The organism is Deinococcus sp. (assembly GCF_025362455.1).
GTDB lineage: Bacteria > Deinococcota > Deinococci > Deinococcales > Deinococcaceae > Deinococcus.
Window position 1 is genome coordinate 1 of sequence record NZ_JANYGJ010000174.1, and the last position, 18902, is coordinate 18902.

At 65.7% G+C, this 18902-nt stretch carries 16 protein-coding genes; 10 read left to right on the top strand and 6 right to left on the bottom strand.

Going from position 1 to position 18902, the window contains the following annotated elements; genetic code table 11:
* Window positions 1-16 precede the first annotated feature (16 nt).
* The gene (locus Q0R23_RS12935; RefSeq protein WP_293913638.1) at window positions 17-1030 is read right to left on the bottom strand and encodes an MBL fold metallo-hydrolase; all 1014 of its coding nucleotides are present in this window, start codon (window positions 1028-1030) and stop codon (window positions 17-19) included.
* Between the two features lie 127 nt (window positions 1031-1157).
* Between Q0R23_RS12935 and Q0R23_RS12940 the strand changes: the two genes are divergently transcribed.
* The gene (locus Q0R23_RS12940; RefSeq protein WP_293913639.1) at window positions 1158-1487 is read left to right on the top strand and encodes a hypothetical protein; all 330 of its coding nucleotides are present in this window, start codon (window positions 1158-1160) and stop codon (window positions 1485-1487) included.
* Between the two features lie 51 nt (window positions 1488-1538).
* Here Q0R23_RS12940 and Q0R23_RS12945 read toward each other — a convergent pair whose 3' ends face one another.
* Entirely contained in the window at window positions 1539-2171 is a 633-nt protein-coding gene (locus Q0R23_RS12945) for an ERF family protein (protein ID WP_293913641.1), read from the bottom strand.
* Window positions 2172-2398: 227 nt separating this feature from the next.
* Between Q0R23_RS12945 and pgi the strand changes: the two genes are divergently transcribed.
* A complete protein-coding gene (gene pgi / locus Q0R23_RS12950; protein WP_293913642.1) occupies window positions 2399-4027 on the top strand; it encodes a glucose-6-phosphate isomerase in 1629 nt (542 codons plus the stop codon).
* A 49-nt stretch (window positions 4028-4076) separates the two neighbouring features.
* On the opposite strand, the gene Q0R23_RS12955 is transcribed toward pgi, so the two are convergent.
* Window positions 4077-4856 (bottom strand): enoyl-CoA hydratase-related protein, encoded by a 780-nt coding sequence (locus Q0R23_RS12955; protein ID WP_293913643.1) that lies wholly within the window; start codon window positions 4854-4856, stop codon window positions 4077-4079.
* Between the two features lie 104 nt (window positions 4857-4960).
* Here Q0R23_RS12955 and Q0R23_RS12960 point away from each other — a divergent pair, with 104 nt between their 5' ends.
* The 5 genes from Q0R23_RS12960 (at window position 4961) to Q0R23_RS12980 (ending at window position 9697) form a co-directional block, all read left to right on the top strand.
* Window positions 4961-6247 (top strand): acyl-CoA dehydrogenase family protein, encoded by a 1287-nt coding sequence (locus Q0R23_RS12960; protein ID WP_293913645.1) that lies wholly within the window; start codon window positions 4961-4963, stop codon window positions 6245-6247.
* A complete protein-coding gene (locus Q0R23_RS12965) occupies window positions 6237-7010 on the top strand; it encodes an SDR family oxidoreductase (RefSeq protein WP_293913647.1) in 774 nt (257 codons plus the stop codon). Before Q0R23_RS12960 ends, Q0R23_RS12965 begins: the two co-directional genes overlap by 11 nt.
* The gene (locus Q0R23_RS12970; protein WP_293913649.1) at window positions 7007-8083 is read left to right on the top strand and encodes a phosphotransferase family protein; all 1077 of its coding nucleotides are present in this window, start codon (window positions 7007-7009) and stop codon (window positions 8081-8083) included. Before Q0R23_RS12965 ends, Q0R23_RS12970 begins: the two co-directional genes overlap by 4 nt.
* Before the next feature lie 51 nt (window positions 8084-8134).
* A complete protein-coding gene (locus Q0R23_RS12975) occupies window positions 8135-8386 on the top strand; it encodes a hypothetical protein (protein ID WP_293913651.1) in 252 nt (83 codons plus the stop codon).
* An 81-nt stretch (window positions 8387-8467) separates the two neighbouring features.
* Window positions 8468-9697 (top strand): cytochrome P450, encoded by a 1230-nt coding sequence (locus Q0R23_RS12980; RefSeq protein WP_293913653.1) that lies wholly within the window; start codon window positions 8468-8470, stop codon window positions 9695-9697.
* Window positions 9698-10124: 427 nt separating this feature from the next.
* Here the strand turns inward: Q0R23_RS12980 and Q0R23_RS12985 are convergent, their stop codons facing one another.
* The 3 genes from Q0R23_RS12985 to Q0R23_RS12995 form a co-directional block, all read right to left on the bottom strand.
* A complete protein-coding gene (locus tag Q0R23_RS12985; protein WP_293913655.1) occupies window positions 10125-11015 on the bottom strand; it encodes a carbohydrate ABC transporter permease in 891 nt (296 codons plus the stop codon).
* On the bottom strand, window positions 11015-11956 hold the full coding sequence (locus Q0R23_RS12990; protein WP_293913656.1) for a sugar ABC transporter permease: 942 nt from the start codon (window positions 11954-11956) through the stop codon (window positions 11015-11017). Before Q0R23_RS12990 ends, Q0R23_RS12985 begins: the two co-directional genes overlap by 1 nt.
* A 382-nt stretch (window positions 11957-12338) precedes the next feature.
* Window positions 12339-13682: a sugar ABC transporter substrate-binding protein gene (locus tag Q0R23_RS12995; protein ID WP_293913657.1), complete on the bottom strand. Its 1344-nt coding sequence runs from the start codon at window positions 13680-13682 to the stop codon at window positions 12339-12341.
* 267 nt (window positions 13683-13949) lie between these two features.
* Here Q0R23_RS12995 and Q0R23_RS13000 point away from each other — a divergent pair, with 267 nt between their 5' ends.
* The 3 genes from Q0R23_RS13000 to Q0R23_RS13010 form a co-directional block, all read left to right on the top strand.
* Window positions 13950-14963, top strand: coding sequence for a LacI family DNA-binding transcriptional regulator (locus Q0R23_RS13000; RefSeq protein WP_293913659.1), 1014 nt, complete (start codon window positions 13950-13952; stop codon window positions 14961-14963).
* 356 nt (window positions 14964-15319) lie between these two features.
* Window positions 15320-16867, top strand: coding sequence for an FAD binding domain-containing protein (locus Q0R23_RS13005; protein ID WP_293913661.1), 1548 nt, complete (start codon window positions 15320-15322; stop codon window positions 16865-16867).
* Window positions 16864-18902, top strand: a 2039-nt coding sequence (locus Q0R23_RS13010; RefSeq protein ID WP_293913663.1) for a molybdopterin cofactor-binding domain-containing protein, incomplete at its 3' end; no start/stop codon positions are given. The genes Q0R23_RS13005 and Q0R23_RS13010, both read left to right, overlap by 4 nt.

Genomic DNA, 18902 nt, shown 5'->3' on the forward strand with positions numbered 1-18902 from the left:
GTCACTTCATCAAGCGTTAAGCTGTCTGGTACAGCGGCGCGGCGGTAGGGTTGGCTTCCATCTGGCTGAGGTTGGCCACCCTCACCTGGCCACGGGCACTCAGGTATTCCACCAGAGCGCCCACCTTCTCTAAGGCCAGCAGGGTGTCGTAATTCTTGACGCGGGGGTACAGCTCGGCGCTGATGGCCTGCAAATTGTGCGGCGCGGAGCAGAGGTCCAGAATACGCTTCATTTTGCGCTCGTGCGAGTCGCGGACGCTGGCGGTGCGTGCCCGCAGGTCCACTATCGGCTCCTCGTGGCCCGCCAGCGTCAATTCTACGCCTTCTTCGGCGTCCAGCAGGTCAAGGGAATGCAGGTAATGTGACAGGCCGTTGCCCGGCGTGATGCGCTCGGCGGACAGGTGCGGCGTGGTGTGCGCGAGCACCTGATCGGCGCTCAGCAGCACCTCGCCCACCCGCAGGCAGACCTGCCCTGGACAGTGCCCCGGCGTGTGAATGACCCGGAATACACCGTCCAGTACGTCGCCGTGGTGCAGCGTGGTTTCTATAGGGCCGCCTTTGAAGCGGTGTTTGCCGCCGGTGTACATGGCCATAAAGGCGTCCACGCCCGCCGCGTCCACCCCGGCTTCCACCAGAAAGGCTTGCAACGCCCGCGAGGTCAGCACCAGTCGCTCGCGGTAGGCGCTGAGGATGGGCCGGTCCAGCTCATGCACGGCGACGGGGGCGGCGGTGAGGGTGCGCAGGTAGTCCAGCCCGCCGTGGTGGTCGATGTGCCCGTGCGTGACCACGATCCGCGACAGGTCAGCCCAGCTCAGCGACTCGCCGTAGTCCGAGAGCGCCGCGAATCCGGCGTCCAGGTCGGCGTTGCTCTGGACAGTGCCGCTGCCGGTATCGATCAGCGCCGCATAGTCGCCGCGCCGCAGCACATAGACGTTGGCCGTAAAATCACCGAAGACCCGCACCGGCAAACTGTAGATCAGCGTGCCGTCGTGGAGCGTGTGGCGGGTCGGGGGTGTGGGCGGGGAAAGCATCCGCCCAGTCATAGCACGGGCAGTCATAGCACGGGCAGCCATAGCACGAGCTGGGCGCTTGTCACTGTCCCCCTTACACTGGGGGCGGTGAACAGTCTGGCCGCCGCGCCGGGCGCACACTCCGCACATGACGACTTCTCCCCTTCTCTCGGTGCTCGATCTGGTGCCGCTCGCCTCCGGGCAGGGCAGTGCCCAGGCCATCCGCGACATGGTGACGCTGGCCCGCTGGCGGGCGTGGACTCGCAGCACTCCGAAGGAGAGGGATGGAGCGCTGTGTGCGGGCAGGGCAAGCGGCGAGGCGCCCGGTAGGTGCCGCTGTGCCCAGGAAGCGGAAGCCAGGGACGTTCGCAAGGCCGCAGGTCATCCTGGCCGACACCGATGCCCAGGCCGAGCGGCTGGCGCTGCCGCCGGGGCTTATGTTAATGCGCGGCGAAAGTGCGCCTCTGGCCACCTTTGACCAGCGTAGAGGGGGCCGAGGCGTATCCGCTCAGCGCCGCCGACTGAGACGCTAGGCCGCCTGCACCTCCTTGTGCGCGGCCCTGGCGGCGGCGTACAGCTCGGCGGCCTCGCGGGTGCTCAGGTCGGTCAGCTCGCGGATGGGGCGGCCCACGACGTGCGAGGCGTACTCCGGGTGGGTCATGGCGGCGTGCGGCGTGCCGGAAAGCAGCGCACCCAACTGAACGGCTAGGCGCCCGGCGGCCTCGGCGCTGATCTGGCGCAGGGTCGGAGGGTGTTCACCGGGCTGAGTCGCGGCCTGGGCGTCGTCGTCGTCCTCGGCCACGATGCCCAGCGCCGCTGACAGGGCGTAGCGGCGCAGGTAGGTCAGACCTGAACCGGCGCCCTGGGGGTCGTCGCGCTGGAGTTTGACGCGGCAGCGGGCCGAGAGGTATTCGCCGGAAGCGTGCAGCAGCATGGTCTCCAGCGCGACGTAGCCAGGATCGTCGCTGACCGGAAGCTGCACCACGCTGAGATTGTTCTCCGCCAGGGCGCTGCGGCACGCCTCCCAGACGCTGGGCAGATCGGCATACTTGGATTTCAGGTGCGGGTTGACTGCTTCCTTGAGCGCCACCTTGACGCTGGCCTGCGTCCTGCTCAGGGCCGCGCCGATGTTGGCCAGGGACTCGCTGTGGTTGATGGTCATACTTGAGCCTCTCGATTCGCAGTTCTCAATTCGCAGTTCTCGATTCGCAATCCTAACTTCGCACTCACCGTAAAACTACCTGCCATTATGTTAGCAGCCCGTGAGGGCGAATGCGACGGCCACCCCGGTTCTGCCGCCCAGACTGCTATGCTGGGCGCGATTGGCCGGGCGGCGCAGGCGCGGTAAGTGTAGAGGCCGAAAGCGCGTCCGGCGGGAGGAACCACCCCATGACCAGACTCACCGACCAACCCGCCTGGCAGGCGCTGCAAGCCCACGCCGAGGCCATGAAGACCGTCCACCTGCGTGAGCTGTTTGCCACTGACGCCGGACGCGGCGAGAAGTACACCGCCCAGGGCGCCGGGCTGTTTCTGGACTATTCCAAAAACCGGGTGACGGACGAGACATTGCTGCTGCTGCTCCAGCTCGCCGAGCAGACAGGCGTGGCCGCCAAGAAGGGCGCCATGTTCGCGGGCGAGAGAATCAACGTGACCGAGGGGCGCTCGGTGCTGCATGTCGCCCTGCGGATGCCGAAGGGCAGCACGCTGATGGTGGAGGGCCGCAACGTCGTGCCGGACGTGCATGAGGTGCTCGACCGGATGGCCACCTTCGCCGACAGGGTTCGCGCCGGAAGCTGGCTGGGGCACACCGGCCAGCCCATTACCAACATCGTCAATATCGGCATCGGCGGCTCGGACCTGGGGCCGGTGATGGCGTATGAGGGTCTGAAGTTCTACTCTCAGCGCGACCTGACCGTGCGTTTCGTCTCGAACGTGGACGGCACCGACCTGACCGAGAAGATCCGTGACCTCGATCCGGCCCGGACGCTGTTTATCGTCTCCAGTAAGACGTTTACCACCCAGGAGACCATGACCAACGCCGCCAGTGCCCGCGCCTGGCTGCTGGCGAGCCTGCACGACGAGGCGGCGGTGGCGCGGCATTTCGTGGCCGTGTCCACCAACGCCGGGGCCGTGACGGGGTTCGGCATCGATGCGGCCAACATGTTCGGCTTCTGGGACTGGGTGGGCGGGCGCTACAGCATGGACAGCGCCATTGGATTAAGTCTGATGATCGCCGCCGGGCCGGGTCACTTCCACGAACTCCTGGCGGGCTTTCACGAGATGGACGAGCACTTCCGCACGGCGCCGCCCGAAAAAAACCTGCCGATGCTGCTGGGGCTGATCGGGCTGTGGTACAACAACTTTTTTGACGCGCAAACAGTAGCGATTTTGCCCTACGACCAGTACCTGGCCTACTTCAGCGCCTACCTCCAGCAGCTCGATATGGAGAGCAACGGCAAGCATGTGACGCTGGGCGGGCAGACTGTCGACTACCAGACCGGCCCGGTGATCTGGGGCCAGCCGGGGACGAACGGCCAGCACGCCTTCTACCAGCTTATCCACCAGGGCACCAAGCTGATTCCCTGCGACTTCATCGGCTTCATGCAGACGCTGAACCCGCTGGCCCCGCACCACGACCTGCTGATGGCCAACGTGTTCGCGCAGACCGAGGCGCTGGCCTTCGGCAAAACGCTGGCCGAGGTGCAGCAAGGCGGCGTGAGCGCCGAGCAGGGGCCGCACCGGGTTTTCGAGGGCAACCGTCCGACGAATACCATCCTGGCCGACAAACTCACGCCGCGCATTCTGGGCGCCCTGATCGCCCTCTATGAGCACAAGGTCTTCGTACAGGGCGCCGTGTGGGACATCAATTCGTTTGACCAGTGGGGCGTCGAGCTGGGCAAGGTGCTGGCCAGCCAGATCGTGCCGGAGTTGCGGGCGGCGAGCGAACCGGAGTTGGGGCACGACAGCAGCACCAACGCGCTGATTCGGCGGTACAGAGCGGGGCGGAGGGCGGAGTAGCGCTGGCTGTGGCTGGACGTGACGGTCTACGCCCTGGCGTGAATGACCCTCAGAACGGCCCGAACTCCGGCTTGCGCTTGTGCCGGAAGGCGTCCAGCCCTTCTCCGTGCTCGGCGTGCTCTCCGGCCCGCTGCTGCAATACCGCCTCATGGTCGAGCGCGGCGCCCAGGTCGGCGTTCAGTGAGAAGTTCAGCGCCTGCTTGGTCAGCGCCAGGGCGTGCGGTGGGCGGGCCGCCAGACGCTCGGCATACGCCTGCACCTCGGCGGCGAAGCGCTCAGCCGGGTAGACCTGTTCGCACAGGCCCAGTTTCAGGGCCGCCCCAGCGTCCACCCGCTCGGCGAAGGCCATCAGCTCGAAGGCCCGCGCCGCACCCACCATCCGGGGCAAAAACCAGGTGCTGCCCGCGTCGGGAATCAGGGCGATGCTGGAAAACGCCATGCTGAGCGTGGCCGCCTCGCTCCACAGCCGGACATCGCCGGAGAGCGCCAGGCTGGCCCCAGCGCCCGCTGCCACCCCATTGACAGCCGTCAGCACCGGCTTGGGCAGGCTGCGAATCGCCAGGATCAGCGGGTTGTAGGTGCGGCGCAGGTGGCCGGTCAGGTCGGGCGCCGTATCGCCCTGCAACTCGCCCAGGTCCTGCCCGGCGCAGAAGCCGCGCCCCGCCCCGGTGATGACGACCACCCGCACGTCGGGATCGGTCCCGGCCCGCTCGAGCGCCGCCGTGAGGCTCAGCAGCAAGTCGTCGGTGGCGGCGTTGAGGCGCTCAGGCCGGTTGAGGGTCAGCGTCAGCACGGCGTTGCGCAGGCCGCTCAGAACGGAAGTGGACATGGCCTCAGCCTACTCCGGCGCTCATAAGGTGCGCGGCCCGGCTTGTGCCGATCCGGCCTGCGGGTTAAGTTGGAGTCAGTTCAAACTCTTCTGGAGGGCCATTCATGACTGCCATTCCCTCTCAGCCGCTCTTGGCCGCCCCCGCCGAGCTTCGGGACCGCCTGAGCGCCTTCATGGCCGAGCACATCTACCCCAACGAGGCCGAGTTTGGGCGCCAGGTCGGCACCGGGGACCGCTGGGCGCACCCGCCACTGATCGAGGAGCTGAAATCTCTGGCGCGTGCGGCGGGCCTGTGGAACCTGTTTTTGCCGCCGGAGAGCGACCTCACAGGTGGCCACGGCGCGGGGTTGAGCAACGCCGAGTACGCGCCGCTGTGCGAGATCATGGGCCGGGTCTGGTGGGCGCCGGAGATTTTTAACTGCAATGCCCCCGACACCGGCAACATGGAGGTGCTGGCCCGCTACGGCACGCCCGAACAGCAACAGCGCTGGCTGAAACCCCTGCTCAGCGGCGAGATTCGCTCCTGCTTCGCCATGACGGAACCGGAGGTGGCGAGCAGCGACGCCACCAACATCGAGTCGAGTATTGTCCGTGACGGCGATAGTTACATCCTCAACGGGCGCAAGTGGTGGACCTCCGGAGCGGGCGACTCGCGCTGCCAGGTCGCCATTTTCATGGGCAAGACCGACCCCGCAGCGCCGCGCCACCTCCAGCAATCCATGATCCTGGTGCCGATGGACACTCCGGGCGTTCAGATTGTACGGATGCTGAGCGTCTTCGGCTACGACGACGCTCCGCACGGGCACGCCGAGGTGGTGTTTGGGAACGTGCGCGTGCCTGCCAGCAACCTGCTGCTGGGCGAGGGGCGCGGCTTCGAGATCGCGCAGGGGCGGCTGGGGCCGGGGCGCATCCACCACTGTATGCGCCTGATCGGGCAGGCCGAGCGAGCGCTGGAGCTGATGGTGGCCCGCGCCGCCTCCAGAGTCGCCTTCGGCAAACCGCTGGCGGCGCACCAGCACGTTCGTGAGGAGATCGCCCACAGCCGCATCGAGATCGACCAGGCCCGGCTGCTGACCCTGGAGGCCGCCCGGATGATGGACACGGTGGGCAACAAGGCGGCGAAAAGCCTGATCGCGGCCATCAAGGTGGTGGCGCCGAACATGGCGCTGCGGGTGATCGACCGGGCCATTCAGGTCCACGGTGGCGCGGGCGTGGGCGCGGGCACACCGCTGGCCGCCATGTACGCCCAGGCCCGCACCCTGCGCCTGGCCGACGGCCCGGACATCGTGCATCTGGAAACGGTGGCGCGGGAGGAGTTGAAGCGGCAAGAGTTGAAACGGCAGGGCGTGGACCTCAACGCTGTTGGACGGGGAGTCGGACGTGGAGCTTAAAGGCAAAACCGTCGTCGTCACCGGCAGCGCGTCGGGCATCGGGCGGGCGATGGTGGCGCGGTTCACCACCGAGGGCGCCCGCGTGATTGCCGCTGACCGCCACGAACAGGCCGGGCAACTGGAGGCCGACGCGGTGGGTGCCCGCTTCTTCGCCGCCGACGTGAGCGTGGAGAGCGGCGTGCAGGGGTTGATCGAGAACGTCTACGCCACTGAGGGCGACATCGACCTGTTCTGCTCGAACGCGGGCATCGCCATCGGGGCCGGACCGGAGACGCCGGACGCGCAGTGGCGGCTGATAACCAACGTCAACGTGATGAGTCACGTCTGGGCTTCGCGGCACCTGCTGCCGAGAATGTTGGCGCGGGGCGAGGGCTACCTGCTGAGCACCGCCTCGGCGGCGGGCCTGCTGACCGAGCTGCATTCGGCGCCGTATGCCGTGACCAAGCACGCGGCGCTGGCCTACGCCGAATGGCTGGCGATCACCTACGGCGACCAGGGCATCCGGGTCTCGTGCCTGTGCCCCGAAGGCGTCTGGACCCCGATGATCGAGAAGGTGCCAAGCTTGCAGCAGACCGCCGTGACCACCGAGGTGCTGATGGACGCCGTGCTGGCGGCGCTGCGGCAAGAGAAATTCCTGATTACGACGCACGCCACCACCCTCCAGGGCTTCGCCCTCAAGGCCCAGGATTACGACGGCTGGATCGGCAAGCTGCGGCGGCTGCGGGTCAGGGCGATGGCGCTGCTGGAACACAGACCGGCGTGACCGGGGCGCCAAGCACCGACACCGCCGTCACCGACACCGCCGCCGTCCGGCCCGGCGAGGCGCTGAATCTGGAGGCGCTGCGTTCGGTACTCAGGCCGCTGCTGGGCGACGCGCCGCTGATGGCCGAGCAGTTTCCCGGCGGCCACAGCAACCTGACCTACCTGCTGCGCTCCGGCGAGCAGGAATTCGTGCTGCGACGCGCTCCGATGGGACCGGTGGCGCCGCGTGCCCACGACATGGTGCGCGAATTCCGTTTTCTTTCGCTGATGCACCCCGCCTTTCCCGAAGCCCCGCGCCCGGTCTGGCTGTGCGAGGACGCCGCCGTGCTGGGCGTTCCGTTTTTTCTGATGGAGCGGCGGCGCGGTGTGATTATCCGGACGAAGCTGCCGACAGAATATACCGACATACCAGACGCGCCCAGACGGGCCTCGGAGGCGCTGGTCGATACCCTGGCGCGGCTGCATTCGGTTGATATTCACGCCGCCGGGCTCGACCAGCTCGGCAAGCCGGAGGGCTTCAACCGCCGCCAGGTCGAGGGCTGGGCGGCCCGGTGGCAACGCGCCGAGACGCATCCGAACCCGGAGTCGGAGGGCGTGGTGCGCTGGCTGCTCGGTGAGGTGCCGAATGAATCGGCCCACACCGCCGTCCATAACGACTTCAAACTCGACAACCTGATGCTCGGCGCGGCGGACCCCGGCCAGGTGGTCGCCCTGCTCGACTGGGAGATGAGCGCGGTGGGCGACCCGCTGGTGGACCTGGGGCTGAGTCTGGCCTACTGGACGCAGCGCGGCTTTCCGGCGGGGCACCGCTACCGCACCTTGATCGGCGAGCCAGGCGCCGCACTGGGGTTCTACACCCGCGCCGAGCTGCTGGAACGCTACGCCGCCCGAACGGACCGCAACCTGCCTGACCTGCGCTGGTACGAGGTGCTGGGCGTGTTCAAGCTGGCCGTCATCTTGCAGCAGATCTACGCCCGCTACCACGCCGGGCAGACGCAGGACGAGCGGTTTGCGGCGCTGGGCGCACAGGCCCAGGCGTTGATTGCGGAGGCGGCGCGGCAGATCGGGGAGTAGAAAGCAAGACAGTATTCCAGACGAGACATTGGACATTTTTTTATTCAGACATTGCAACCTGCCGCGTCCAGAAAACGCACCCTGGCACGCGAACTCGCCACCATCGACCGGCCCGTCAAAAAATCCGACATCGCCCAGCTCAGCACCGAACTGGCGGGGAAATACGCGGGCAAAACCCAGAAATCGGTCAGCCGCGACATCAAGGAATTGCAGCAGCTCAAGCTTATCGATGTGAGCCGGGGCCTGGTCGTCACCAACTGGGCGCACGTGCTTCAACTTTTGCCCGTCAAAGTTCAGCTTTGATACGGAGTTCGTCGATACCGGTGGTGGGCTTGCCCAGGGGGGAGTCACCGAGCCTGCCTGAACCTGGTCTAAACTGACCGCATGACGGACTCCCCCAAAACCCCGCCCACCTGCCCCTTTCACGTTCAGAGCACCGAAGCCAGCCAGTCGTTGACCCGGCGAGCCATGACCTCGCCCCCGCTGGCCGGAGGGACGCGGCTCGACGAACGGGGCATCTACCGCGTGCAGGAGTTTCAGTCGGTGCGTGACGTCCTGCGCAGCGAGGCGGTGGTCCAGGCCGGATTCATGGCCGAGGCCACCGATCAGCTCGGCGGGCTGATGAGAAACCGCCCGGTGCTGTTTGCCGACGGCGAGGAGCACCACGCCATGCGCCGCGACACCGCCAAGTACTTCACGCCCGTCCAGGTCGGCGGCTACGGCCCGATGATCGCCGCGCTGGCCGACGAGCTGGTCGGCGAGCTGGCCACCACAGGCCAGGCCGACCTCGACGACCTGAGCCTGCGCCTGGCGGTGGACGTCGCCGCCCAGGTCGTGGGGCTGACCAGCAGCCTGGCGCCGGGCATGGGCAAACGGGTCGGCTCCTTCATTACCGGCGGCGGCGACAGCGAGCCGGGCAGCGACCAGACCCAGACCCGCATGCAGGCGCTGGCGCAGCAGGCCAACCTGGCGCTGTTCTATATGCTGGACGTCAAACCGGCGATCTTATCCCGGCGCAAGCGCCGCCGCGACGATTTGATCAGCCACCTGCTCGACCAGGACTACAACGACCTCGAAATCCTGACCGAGTGCATCACCTACGGCACCGCCGGAATGGTCACCACCCGCGAGTTCATCAGCGTAGCCGCCTGGCACCTGCTGCACGACGCGGAGCTGCGCGCCGACTACGTTCACGGCACCGAAACCCGGCGCATCGGCATTCTACACGAAATACTGCGGCTGGAGCCCGTCATCACGACCCTCTACCGCCGCGTCGCCCAGGAGCTGCGCGTCGGCGGGCAGACGCTTCCTGAAGGCAGCCTGATCGCGCTGAGCGTTCAGGGCGCCAACAACGACCAGTCGGTGGTGGGCGAGAACGCGGGCGAGCTGTGTCCGGGCCGCGACCTGCCACGCGGCGTCCAGGCGCCAGCCATGTCGTTCGGTGACGGCCACCACCGCTGCCCCGGCGCGTACCTGGCGGTCCGTGAGAGCGACGTGTTTTTGCGCAGGCTGCTGATCTGGCCGGGCGTTCACATCGTGCGGGAGCCGACGTTGAGCTTCAACGAGGTCAGCAAGGGCTACGAGCTGCGCGGCTTCACCATCGGGATGCGCTGAACGTACCTGAGTGAATTCAGCCGCCCGACATGAAGCTCAAGCCCCCCTGCCTGTGGACGGGAGACGGTCTCGCCAGATCGAGCACAGGGATATGAGGTCATGTCGGTCGCCAGAATACGGGTGACCCCGACAAACAGGGTGGGGAGGCAACCCTTCGGCCCCTCCCCACCCTGGATTTTCTGATACTGAATTGATGGATTGACGGTGCTGAATTGACGGTGCTGAATTGATGGTATTGAACCGAGCTTGCTAAGTTGGGCCTGCTGAGCTGGGCCTGCCAAACTGAGTGCGGAGTTTAGAGCAGTACTCCGAATTACGCCACGGGGAAAACAGCCTCCCCGCGCCTCCATTCTGCGTCCTGCTCAGTCAAAACTACTCGCTCCGCTCGGTCATAAAAAGGGTCTTTTTATGACATCTGCTCTAGAGTCTACTTCACGGCGCCGAAGCTCAGGCCGCGCACCAGTTGGCGCTGAGCCACCCAGCCGAAGATGATGACGGGAAAGACGGTCAGCACCGCCGCCGCGCTCATCAGCGCCCAGAACAGGCCCTCACCGGTCTTGAAGGTGCTGATGAACACGCTCAGCGGTGTGGCGTTCGAGGTGGTCAGATTCAGCGCGAAGAACGATTCGTTCCAGGCGAAGATTACCGCCAGCAGGGCCGTCGCCGAGATGCCCGGCAGCGAGAGCGGCAACGCCATGCCGAAGAATTCCAGCCAGACCGGAGCGCCGTCCACGCGGGCGGCCTCGAAGATGGCGTAGGGAATTTCGGTCATGTAGCTGTGCATCATCCACACCACCAGCGGCAGATTCATGGTGGTGTACATGATGATCAGTCCGAATTGCGTGTCGAGCAGCTTGAACTCGTGGCCAAACAAAGTAAAGCCCTTGAAAATCAGGTACAGCGGCACGATCACACCGACGGCAGGCATGAATTTGGTGCTCAACATCCAGGTCAATACGCCCCGTGAGCGCTTGGTGGTGTAAAACGCCAGGGCGAAGGCGGCGGGCAGGCCCAGCACGAAGGCCAGCAGGGTGCTGCCGAAGGCGGCCACCAGGCTATTGGTCAGCGCCGGAAGGTAGCGCTCGAAGGCGGTCCGGAAGTTGTCGAGAATCGGGGTATAAGCAAAAACCGGCGGGATGTTAAAGGCCTGCTGCTCGGTTTTGAAGGCGGCCAGCACCATCCACAGAATCGGAAAGAAAAAGATGAACGTAATCAGGTAGGTCAGCACCGTCAGAAAACCGCCCAGTACACTGACCGGCGGTTTTTTTGGACTGGTGTTGACGGGAATCTGGAGCCCAGACTTATCGATGGTGGTCATCAGTGGCCTCCTACCTGCGTGTTGCGGTTAATCAGCCGCAGCATGAAAATCGCCAGAACGTTGGTCAGGATCACCGCGATGACGCCCGCCGCGCTGCCCACGCCCACGTTGCCTTCCTGAAGCAGACGTTGATACACCGAGAAAGGCAGGTTGGTGGTGGCGATACCGGGTCCACCCGACGTGCTGGCGTAAATTTCGCCGTAGACCTGCAACACGTTGATGGTTTCGAGCAAAATCACCACTTCCAGCGCCTGGGTCCAGTGCGGCAAGACCACGTAGCGAAATTCCTGCCAGTTGTTGGCTCCGTCGAGCCGGGCCGCCTCGATCTGGTCGTCAGGCAGAGATTGCAGACCCGTCAGCAAAATCAACATGGCGAACGGCGTCCATTCCCAGGACACCATCACGATGATGGTCGCCAGTGGGTGAGCGGAAAGGTAGTCGACCGGCGTGATGACGAGGTGAAAAATTTTGCCGAATTCCACGACGAACCAGCTAAAAAAGCCGAACAGCGGGTTGAGCAGCATGTTCTTCCAGACCACGGCGGTGACCACCGGCATCACCAGAAACGAGCTGATGAGGATAGTTCGCAGCAGGGCGCGGCCCGCAAAGGGGCGGTTGAGCAGCAACGCCAGCGAGGCGCCCAGCACCAGCGTGATGATGAGGGTACCGCCGGTCAGAATCAGCGTGTTGAGAATGACGCGCAAGTTGAGCGGGTCGGTCAGGAGATTGACGTAGTTGTCAAAACCGACGAACGGATGGCTCCCGTCAGCCGTGGGCGCCTGGAGGTTCCAGCGAAAAAAGCTGTACCAGACTGTCAGGAAAAACGGCACCTGGGTGGTCATAATCAGGTACAGCAGCGCGGGCCAGATGAGCGCTGACGGCGTGAGCTTGAAACCCTGTTTGGGCCTGGGCGGCGTGGAGGTCAGTGGAACAGCGGTCATAGGTCACCCCCGGTGAAATACTGGGCGTAAAAGCGCGTGAGGCTCGGAGCGGTGCAACTGATTCCGGTACGTCCTGGGCTGATAGTGCCCTGGCTTGTGCATCTGGCGGGTGCGTCCAGCATTCGCCTCAACGCAGCCGCCTGTCAGTGTGAAGCGTAACGTTGTGGCGAGGCCAGCGCACAGAGGCAAACAGGCCGCGAGCCTGCGTTGATCTGGCCTGAAAATAACCTTTCTGAACATGGTCCCCTGCCGATACGCAAACGGGAGGGAGGGTTAGGAGTCTCCCTCCCGAACACGCAAGTGTTCAACTACCGGCTGGATTGTGGGCTGACCTGCTCTAAGTGCTCGAATACCAGCCGGGGCAGGAATTACGACTGGGGGCTTACTTCTGGTAGCCGCCGTCCTTGGCGACCTTCTGAGCCGCCGCCTGACCCTGGCTCAGCGCCTGATCGACAGAGGTCTGGCCGCTGAGGGCTCCGGCCAGGTACTGACCGACCTGGGTGCCCAGCGCCTGGAACTCAGGAATGGCCACGTACTGAATGCCGGTGTAGGGCACCGGGTCCTTGGTGGCCTTGGTCACGTCGGCCTTGCTGATGGCGCCCAACACCAGGGCGCTGAACGCTCCGGCGGCCTTCTTGTATTCGGGGTTGTTGTAGGTGCTGACGCGGGTGCCGGGGGGCACGGAGGCCCAGGTGCCCTTCTCCTTGGCGACCAGCGCGATGTATTCCTGGCTGGTCGCCCAGGTCAGGAACTTGAAGGCGGCGTCCTTTTCCTTGGTGCTCTTGGGAATGGCCAGGTTCCAGCTCCAGTACCAGGCGTTGCCGCGCTTGGTGGAGGCCGACGGCGCGTTGGCGAAGCCCACCGAGTTCACGATCTTGGAGCTGGAGGGATCGCTCAGGAAACCAGCCGCGACGGTGGCGTCCATCCACATCCCGCACTTGCCCTGGCTCATCAGGGTCAGGTTCTCGGTAAAGCCGTTGGAGGTCGCGCCGGGGGGGCCGTACTTCTTCATCAGGTCGACGTAGAAGGTCATGGCGCTCTTCCAGGCCGGGCTGTTGAGCTGGGGCTGCCAGTTGTTATCAAACCAGCGTCCGCCGAAGGTATTGACGATGGTGGTGAACAGCGCCATGTTCTCGCCCCAGCCGGGCAGGCCGCGCAGGCAGATGCCGTAGGTGCCGCCCGACGGGTTGTGAATCTTGGCCGCGAAGCTCTGGATCTGGTTCCAGGTCGGGTTAAGCGGCATGGTCAGACCGGCCTTCTTGAACAGGTCTTTGTTGTAGAACGTCATGCTGCTCTCGGCGTAGAACGGCACGGCGAACAGGTTGCCGCCGATGGTCAGCGCGGTGCGCACGCCGGGCAGGATGTCGTTGACGTTGTAGGCCTTGGCGATCTCCGGGTTCGCGGCGAACATCGGGGTCAGCGGGTCGAGCCAGCCGTTCTTGGCCCAGATCGGCACTTCGTAGGCGCCGACGGTGGCGACGTCGAAGCTGCCCGCGCCGCTGGCGATGTCAAGGGTCAGCTTCTGGCGCAGCTCGTTCTCGCCCAGGGTGACCCACTTGACGGTGATGTCGGGGTACTTCTTGTTGAACTCAGGGGTGAGCTTTTGCATCGTCACCATGTCGGGGTTGTTGACCGTGGCGACGGTGATGGTGCTGGCCGCCAGACTGGTGGTAGCGGCGCTGGAGAGCAGCAGGGCGGCAGAGATCAGGGGAGCGGTGAATTTCATGGATCCTCCAAAAGGTCACGTAGAGCAGTGAACATGAGATGCTGGCGCAGGGCCGTCCACGAGTCAGGGCAGTCGCCACCAGGGGTATCAGGCAAGGCGGCGAGGAACGTGACGGAGGTGAGAAACCCGTCAGGTTGATTAGCAGATGGACTCGTGCCCACACACTAGTTCTTTTTTGATCGTTTGTCCATTTAGACTCGGTATAGAGATGGTCTCGTGGCCAGTGGCCTCTCAACACCGGCCAGGTCCGCGCCTACAATAGCGGGCGTGCCAAGCATCACCGACGTTGCCAGACATGCTGGCGTCTCGCCGACCACCGCCAAACGGGCGATGCGCGAGCCGCACCTGCTGCATCCCGAAACCCTGGAACGGGTCCGTGAAGCGGTGGCGGCGCTGCACTACGAACCCGACCTGCGGGCCGGGGCGCTGCGGGCCGGACAGAGCCGCACGGTGGGCGTCATGATCGGCTCGATCATCGAACCGTTTTTCGCTCAACTGGCCCGGACGCTGAGCCACGAGCTGCGCCGGGGCGGCTACAACATGCTGCTGAGCGAAAACGAGTACAAAAGCAAACAGGAACTGACCGAACTGCGGCTGCTCTACGGCCAGCGCATCGACGCGCTGATCCTGCGGCCCGGTTACGGCGACGCCAGCCGCGATTATCTGGCGCGGCTGCGGGCACGCGGGGTGTTCATTGCCCAGATCGATTACCGTCTGCCGGGTGTGGGTTACCCTTCGGTGATGCTCGACAACGCTGGAGCCGTGCGCCAGGGCGTGAGCTACCTGCATGCGCTGGGGCACCGCCGCATCGCCGCCACCGGCAAGTACGACCCGCAGATGCATCCGGAGGAGCGCTCGCGTACCTTCCCCGAAGCCATGCGGGAACTCGGCCTGAGCGCCTACCCCGACTACGAGCGGGTGATGTCTCTGAGCGAAGAGAATGTCTACGCCTACACCCTGGACGTGATGCGCCTGCCCACGCCGCCCACCGCCATCATCGCCCTGACGGGTGCCAGCGCCCTGGGCTGTTACCGGGCCTTGCAGGAGCTGGGGCTGCGCGTGCCCGCCGACGTGTCGCTGCTGGCCTTCGACAACTACTCGTGGATGAACCTGGTCAACCCGGCCATCACCGTGCTGGAGCAGCCGGTGGGCGCCATGGCCCGCGCCGTCGCCAGCATGACCCTCAGCGCCCTGGGCGGCGACACCACCCAGCAAAACCTGGTCTTCCCCGCCCGCCTGATCGTGCGCGGCAGTTGCGGCCCGCCGCCGCAGTTGGATTAGGACTGTTGCCACTCGGCTGCTGACCGGCGTGCTGTTGACGAGCAACCCGCCGAAACTACTTAAATATCTCCTTGTAAAGCTTTAGGTTTACCGAGCGGAGCGGGCAGGCGTGCCCAGGCGGAGGAGTGGCATCCTCATAGGTGTCCGTTCACGACGACAGTCCGCTGTGCCCAAGAAGCGGAAGCCCGGAACGTTAGCCAGGACATACTTAGACGCCGAACTACTTCTGATAAACTGCGATTGGATTTGCCCAGGATGCGGGCCGGGGTGCTTACTCGCTGGCCCAGACCCACAACCGATCAGCCACACGACCGAGCAACTACACCGCCGAGTCAGACAAACCGCCAGGGGGCGCCATGCACAGTCTGCAACTGACCATCAACGGTGAGCTTCGCCAGGCGCTGGCCGTGCGCCCACACACGACCCTGCTGAACTGGCTGCGAGGCGAGGGTCTGACCGGCGCCAAGGAGGGCTGCGCCGAGGGTGAGTGCGGCGCCTGCGCGGTGCTGCTGGCCCGGCCTGGCCCCGGCGGCGGCACGCGCTACGAGGCCGTCAATGCCTGTCTGGTGTTGCTGGCCGCCCTGGACGGTGGGGAAGTCGTGACCGCCGAGGGGCTGCGCTCACCGGTTTGGGGCTCACCGGTTTGGGGCTCACCGGTTTTGGGCTCACCTGACCTGGGAAAGGCCAGAAACCTGCATCCGGTGCAGCGCGAGCTGGCTTCCCGTGGCGGGTCGCAGTGCGGGTATTGCACGCCGGGCTTCGTGGTCAGCATGGCCGCCGAGTATTACCGCCCGGAACGAACGGCACAGCCCAAGCAGCCGGGCACCCCGCCCAGTCAGACCCCTGGCGAACACAACGCCGCCCAGCACAGCGGCCCGAACGGCTTTGACCTCCACGCCCTGAGCGGCAACCTGTGCCGCTGCACCGGCTACCGCCCGATTCAGGACGCGGCCTATGCGCTGGGCACCCCGGAGGTCGGCGACCCTCTGAGGCAGCGCCTGGCGCAGTCTCCCCCATTGCCATCTCCGCTGCGGCTGAGCGGCCCGGACGGCGACTTCGTGCGGCCCGGCGACCTGCGCGAAGCGCTGGAGGTGCTGCGTGACCAGCCGGACGCCAAGCTGCTCTCAGGCGGCACCGACTGGGGCGTGGAGGTCAACCTGCGCCACCGCCGGGCAAAGCTGACGCTGGCCGTCGGCGAGCTGCCGGAACTGAACGAACTGCGCTGGACGCCGGACTTCGTGGAGGTCGGCGCGGGCCTGAGTTTATCGACCATCGAGCGTCAGCTAGGCCAGCGAGTACCGCTGCTGGCCCAGTGGTACGAACATTTCGCCTCGCGGCTGATTCGCAACAGCGCGACCCTGGGCGGCAACCTGGGCACCGCCTCGCCCATCGGCGACAGCCCGCCGGTGCTGCTGGCGCTGGAGGCGAGCGTGGTGCTGACCAGTCTGAGCGGTGAGCGCGAGGTGCCGCTCTCGGACTACTTCCTGAGTTACCGCCGCACGGTGCTGCGACCTGGCGAACTGATCCGCGCCGTGCGGGTGCCGCTGCCGCTCTCACCCGTCACCGGCTTCTACAAAATCGCCAAACGCCGCTTCGACGACATTTCCAGCGTGGCAGTAGGCATCGCGCTGGAGCTGGACGGGGACCGGGTACGTAAGCTGCGGATCGGGCTGGGCGGGGTGGCCGCCACACCGATCCGGGCGCTGGCGACGGAGGCGGCGCTGAAAGGGCAGGTCTGGACCGAGCGGAACGTGCGGGCCGCCGCCGCCGTGATGGGCCGGGAAGGCACACCGCAGGGCGACGGGCGAGCCAGCGCCGCTTACCGGGCCGCCATGCTGGAACAGGCGCTGCTCAAGTTCTACGCCGAGCACGAGCTGGAGCACGAGCTGAAGGCCGTGAAGTGAGCGCCTCCGAGCGTCCACCCGGCGCGGCTGTCGGGGTCGCCACGGTTCACGAGAGCGCCGAGTTGCACGTCAGCGGGGAGGCGCTGTACACCGACGACCTGGGGGTGCGGTTGCAGGGCTTGCTGCACGCCTGGCCGCTCCAGGCGCCGCACGCGCACGCCCGGATCACGCGGCTGCACACCGCCCCCGCGCTGGGCGTTCCCGGCGTGATCCGGGTGCTGACCGCCACCGACGTGCCTGGTATCAATGATTCCGGCGTCAAGCACGACGAACCGCTGTTTCCAGACGTGGTGCAGTTTTACGGCCAGGCGGTCTGCTGGGTGCTGGGCACCAGTATCGAGGCGGCGAGACTTGGGGCAGAGGCGATTGAAGTCGAGTACGAGGCGCTGCCGTCCACCGTGACCATTCAGGAAGCAATTGAAGCCAGTAGCTTTCAAGGCCACCAGCCGACGCTCAGACGTGGAGACATAGCGGTGGGATTCGCCGGGGCCGCGTACACCTTCGAGGGCGAGTTCGAGTTCGGCGGCCAGGAACACTTCTACCTGGAGACGAACGCCGCGCTGGCTCACCTGGACGAATCCGGACAGGTCTTCATCCAGTCGAGCACCCAGCACCCCAGCGAGACGCAGGAGATCGTGGCGCATGTGCTGGGGCTGTCCAGCTCGCAGGTGACGGTCCAATGCCTGCGGATGGGCGGCGGTTTCGGCGGTAAGGAGATGCAACCGCACGGCTTCGCGGCGGTGGCGGCGCTCGGCGCCGCGTTGACCGGGCGGCCCGTGAGGCTGCGCCTGAACCGGACCCAGGACCTGACCATGACCGGCAAGCGCCACCCGTTTCACGCCCGCTGGACCGTTGGCTTCGACGAAGGTGCCCGGCTGGTCGCCCTCAAAGCCACGCTCAGCAGCGACGGCGGCTACAGCCTGGATTTGTCAGAGCCGGTGCTGGCGCGGGCGCTGTGCCACATCGACAACGCCTACAACATTGAGCATGTCGAGGTGCTGGGCCGCATCTGTAAAACCAACAAGACCTCCCAGACGGCCTTCCGGGGCTTCGGCGGACCGCAGGGGATGCTGGTGATCGAGGACATCCTGGGGCGGTGTGCGCCGCTGCTGGGATTGGAGGCGCACGAGCTGAGGCGGCGCAATTTTTATTCGCCGGGCCAGGCCACGCCCTACGGCCAGGCGGTGCGCCACGCCGAGCGGCTGGAGACGATCTGGAACAGGCTGCTGGAGACGAGCGAGTTTGTTGCCCGTCAGGCTGAGATAGCCGTGTTCAACGACGCTTATCCGCACCGCAAACGGGCGCTGGCCATCACGCCGGTCAAGTTCGGCATCAGCTTCAATTTCACCGCCTACAACCAGGCCGGGGCGCTCGTCCACGTCTACAAGGACGGTTCGGTCCTCATCAACCACGGCGGCACCGAGATGGGCCAGGGGCTGCACACCAAGATGATGCAGGTGGCCGCCACCGCGCTGGGCGTGCCGCTGGGCCGCGTCCGATTGGCGCCAACCCGGACGGACAAGGTGCCAAATACCTCGGCCACAGCGGCGAGTTCGGGGGCCGACCTCAACGGCGGCGCGGTCAAGAACGCCTGCGAGCAGATCAGGGAACGGCTGGCGGGTGTGGCGGCGGGGCAACTGGGCGTGCATCCCGATGAAGTGCGGTTTGAGGGTGGGCTGATCTACGCACACGGGCACCCGGAGCGGGGCCTGAGCTTCGATCAGATCGTCCATGATGCCTATTACCAGCGGCTGCAACTGTGGGCAGCGGGCTTCTACCGCACGCCCGGCCTGCACTGGGACCGCGAGGCCGTGCAGGGCAAACCGTTCAAGTATTTCAGCTACGGCGCCGCCGTCAGCGAGGTCGAGGTGGACGGCTTTACCGGCATCTACCGGCTACGCCGCGCCGATCTGCTGCACGATGTGGGCGACAGCTTATCCCCGCTGATCGACATCGGCCAGATCGAGGGCGGCTACGTGCAGGGCGCAGGCTGGCTGACGCTCGAAGACCTGCGCTGGGACACCTCGGACGGCCC

Bases quoted from the DNA above. Each gene is read 5' to 3' on its own strand.
- Q0R23_RS12945 (WP_293913641.1), bottom strand. From the start codon at position 2,171: ATGACCATCAACCACAGCGAGTCCCTGGCCAACATCGGCGCGGCCCTG.
- Q0R23_RS12995 (WP_293913657.1), bottom strand. From the start codon at position 13,682: ATGAAATTCACCGCTCCCCTGATCTCTGCCGCCCTGCTGCTCTCCAGC.
- Q0R23_RS12985 (WP_293913655.1), bottom strand. From the start codon at position 11,015: ATGACCACCATCGATAAGTCTGGGCTCCAGATTCCCGTCAACACCAGT.
- Q0R23_RS12935 (WP_293913638.1), bottom strand. From the start codon at position 1,030: ATGCTTTCCCCGCCCACACCCCCGACCCGCCACACGCTCCACGACGGC.
- Q0R23_RS12960 (WP_293913645.1), top strand. From the start codon at position 4,961: ATGACTGCCATTCCCTCTCAGCCGCTCTTGGCCGCCCCCGCCGAGCTT.
- Q0R23_RS12980 (WP_293913653.1), top strand. From the start codon at position 8,468: ATGACGGACTCCCCCAAAACCCCGCCCACCTGCCCCTTTCACGTTCAG.
- Q0R23_RS13005 (WP_293913661.1), top strand. From the start codon at position 15,320: ATGCACAGTCTGCAACTGACCATCAACGGTGAGCTTCGCCAGGCGCTG.
- Q0R23_RS12990 (WP_293913656.1), bottom strand. From the start codon at position 11,956: ATGACCGCTGTTCCACTGACCTCCACGCCGCCCAGGCCCAAACAGGGT.
- Q0R23_RS12940 (WP_293913639.1), top strand. From the start codon at position 1,158: ATGACGACTTCTCCCCTTCTCTCGGTGCTCGATCTGGTGCCGCTCGCC.
- Q0R23_RS12955 (WP_293913643.1), bottom strand. From the start codon at position 4,856: ATGTCCACTTCCGTTCTGAGCGGCCTGCGCAACGCCGTGCTGACGCTG.
- pgi (WP_293913642.1), top strand. From the start codon at position 2,399: ATGACCAGACTCACCGACCAACCCGCCTGGCAGGCGCTGCAAGCCCAC.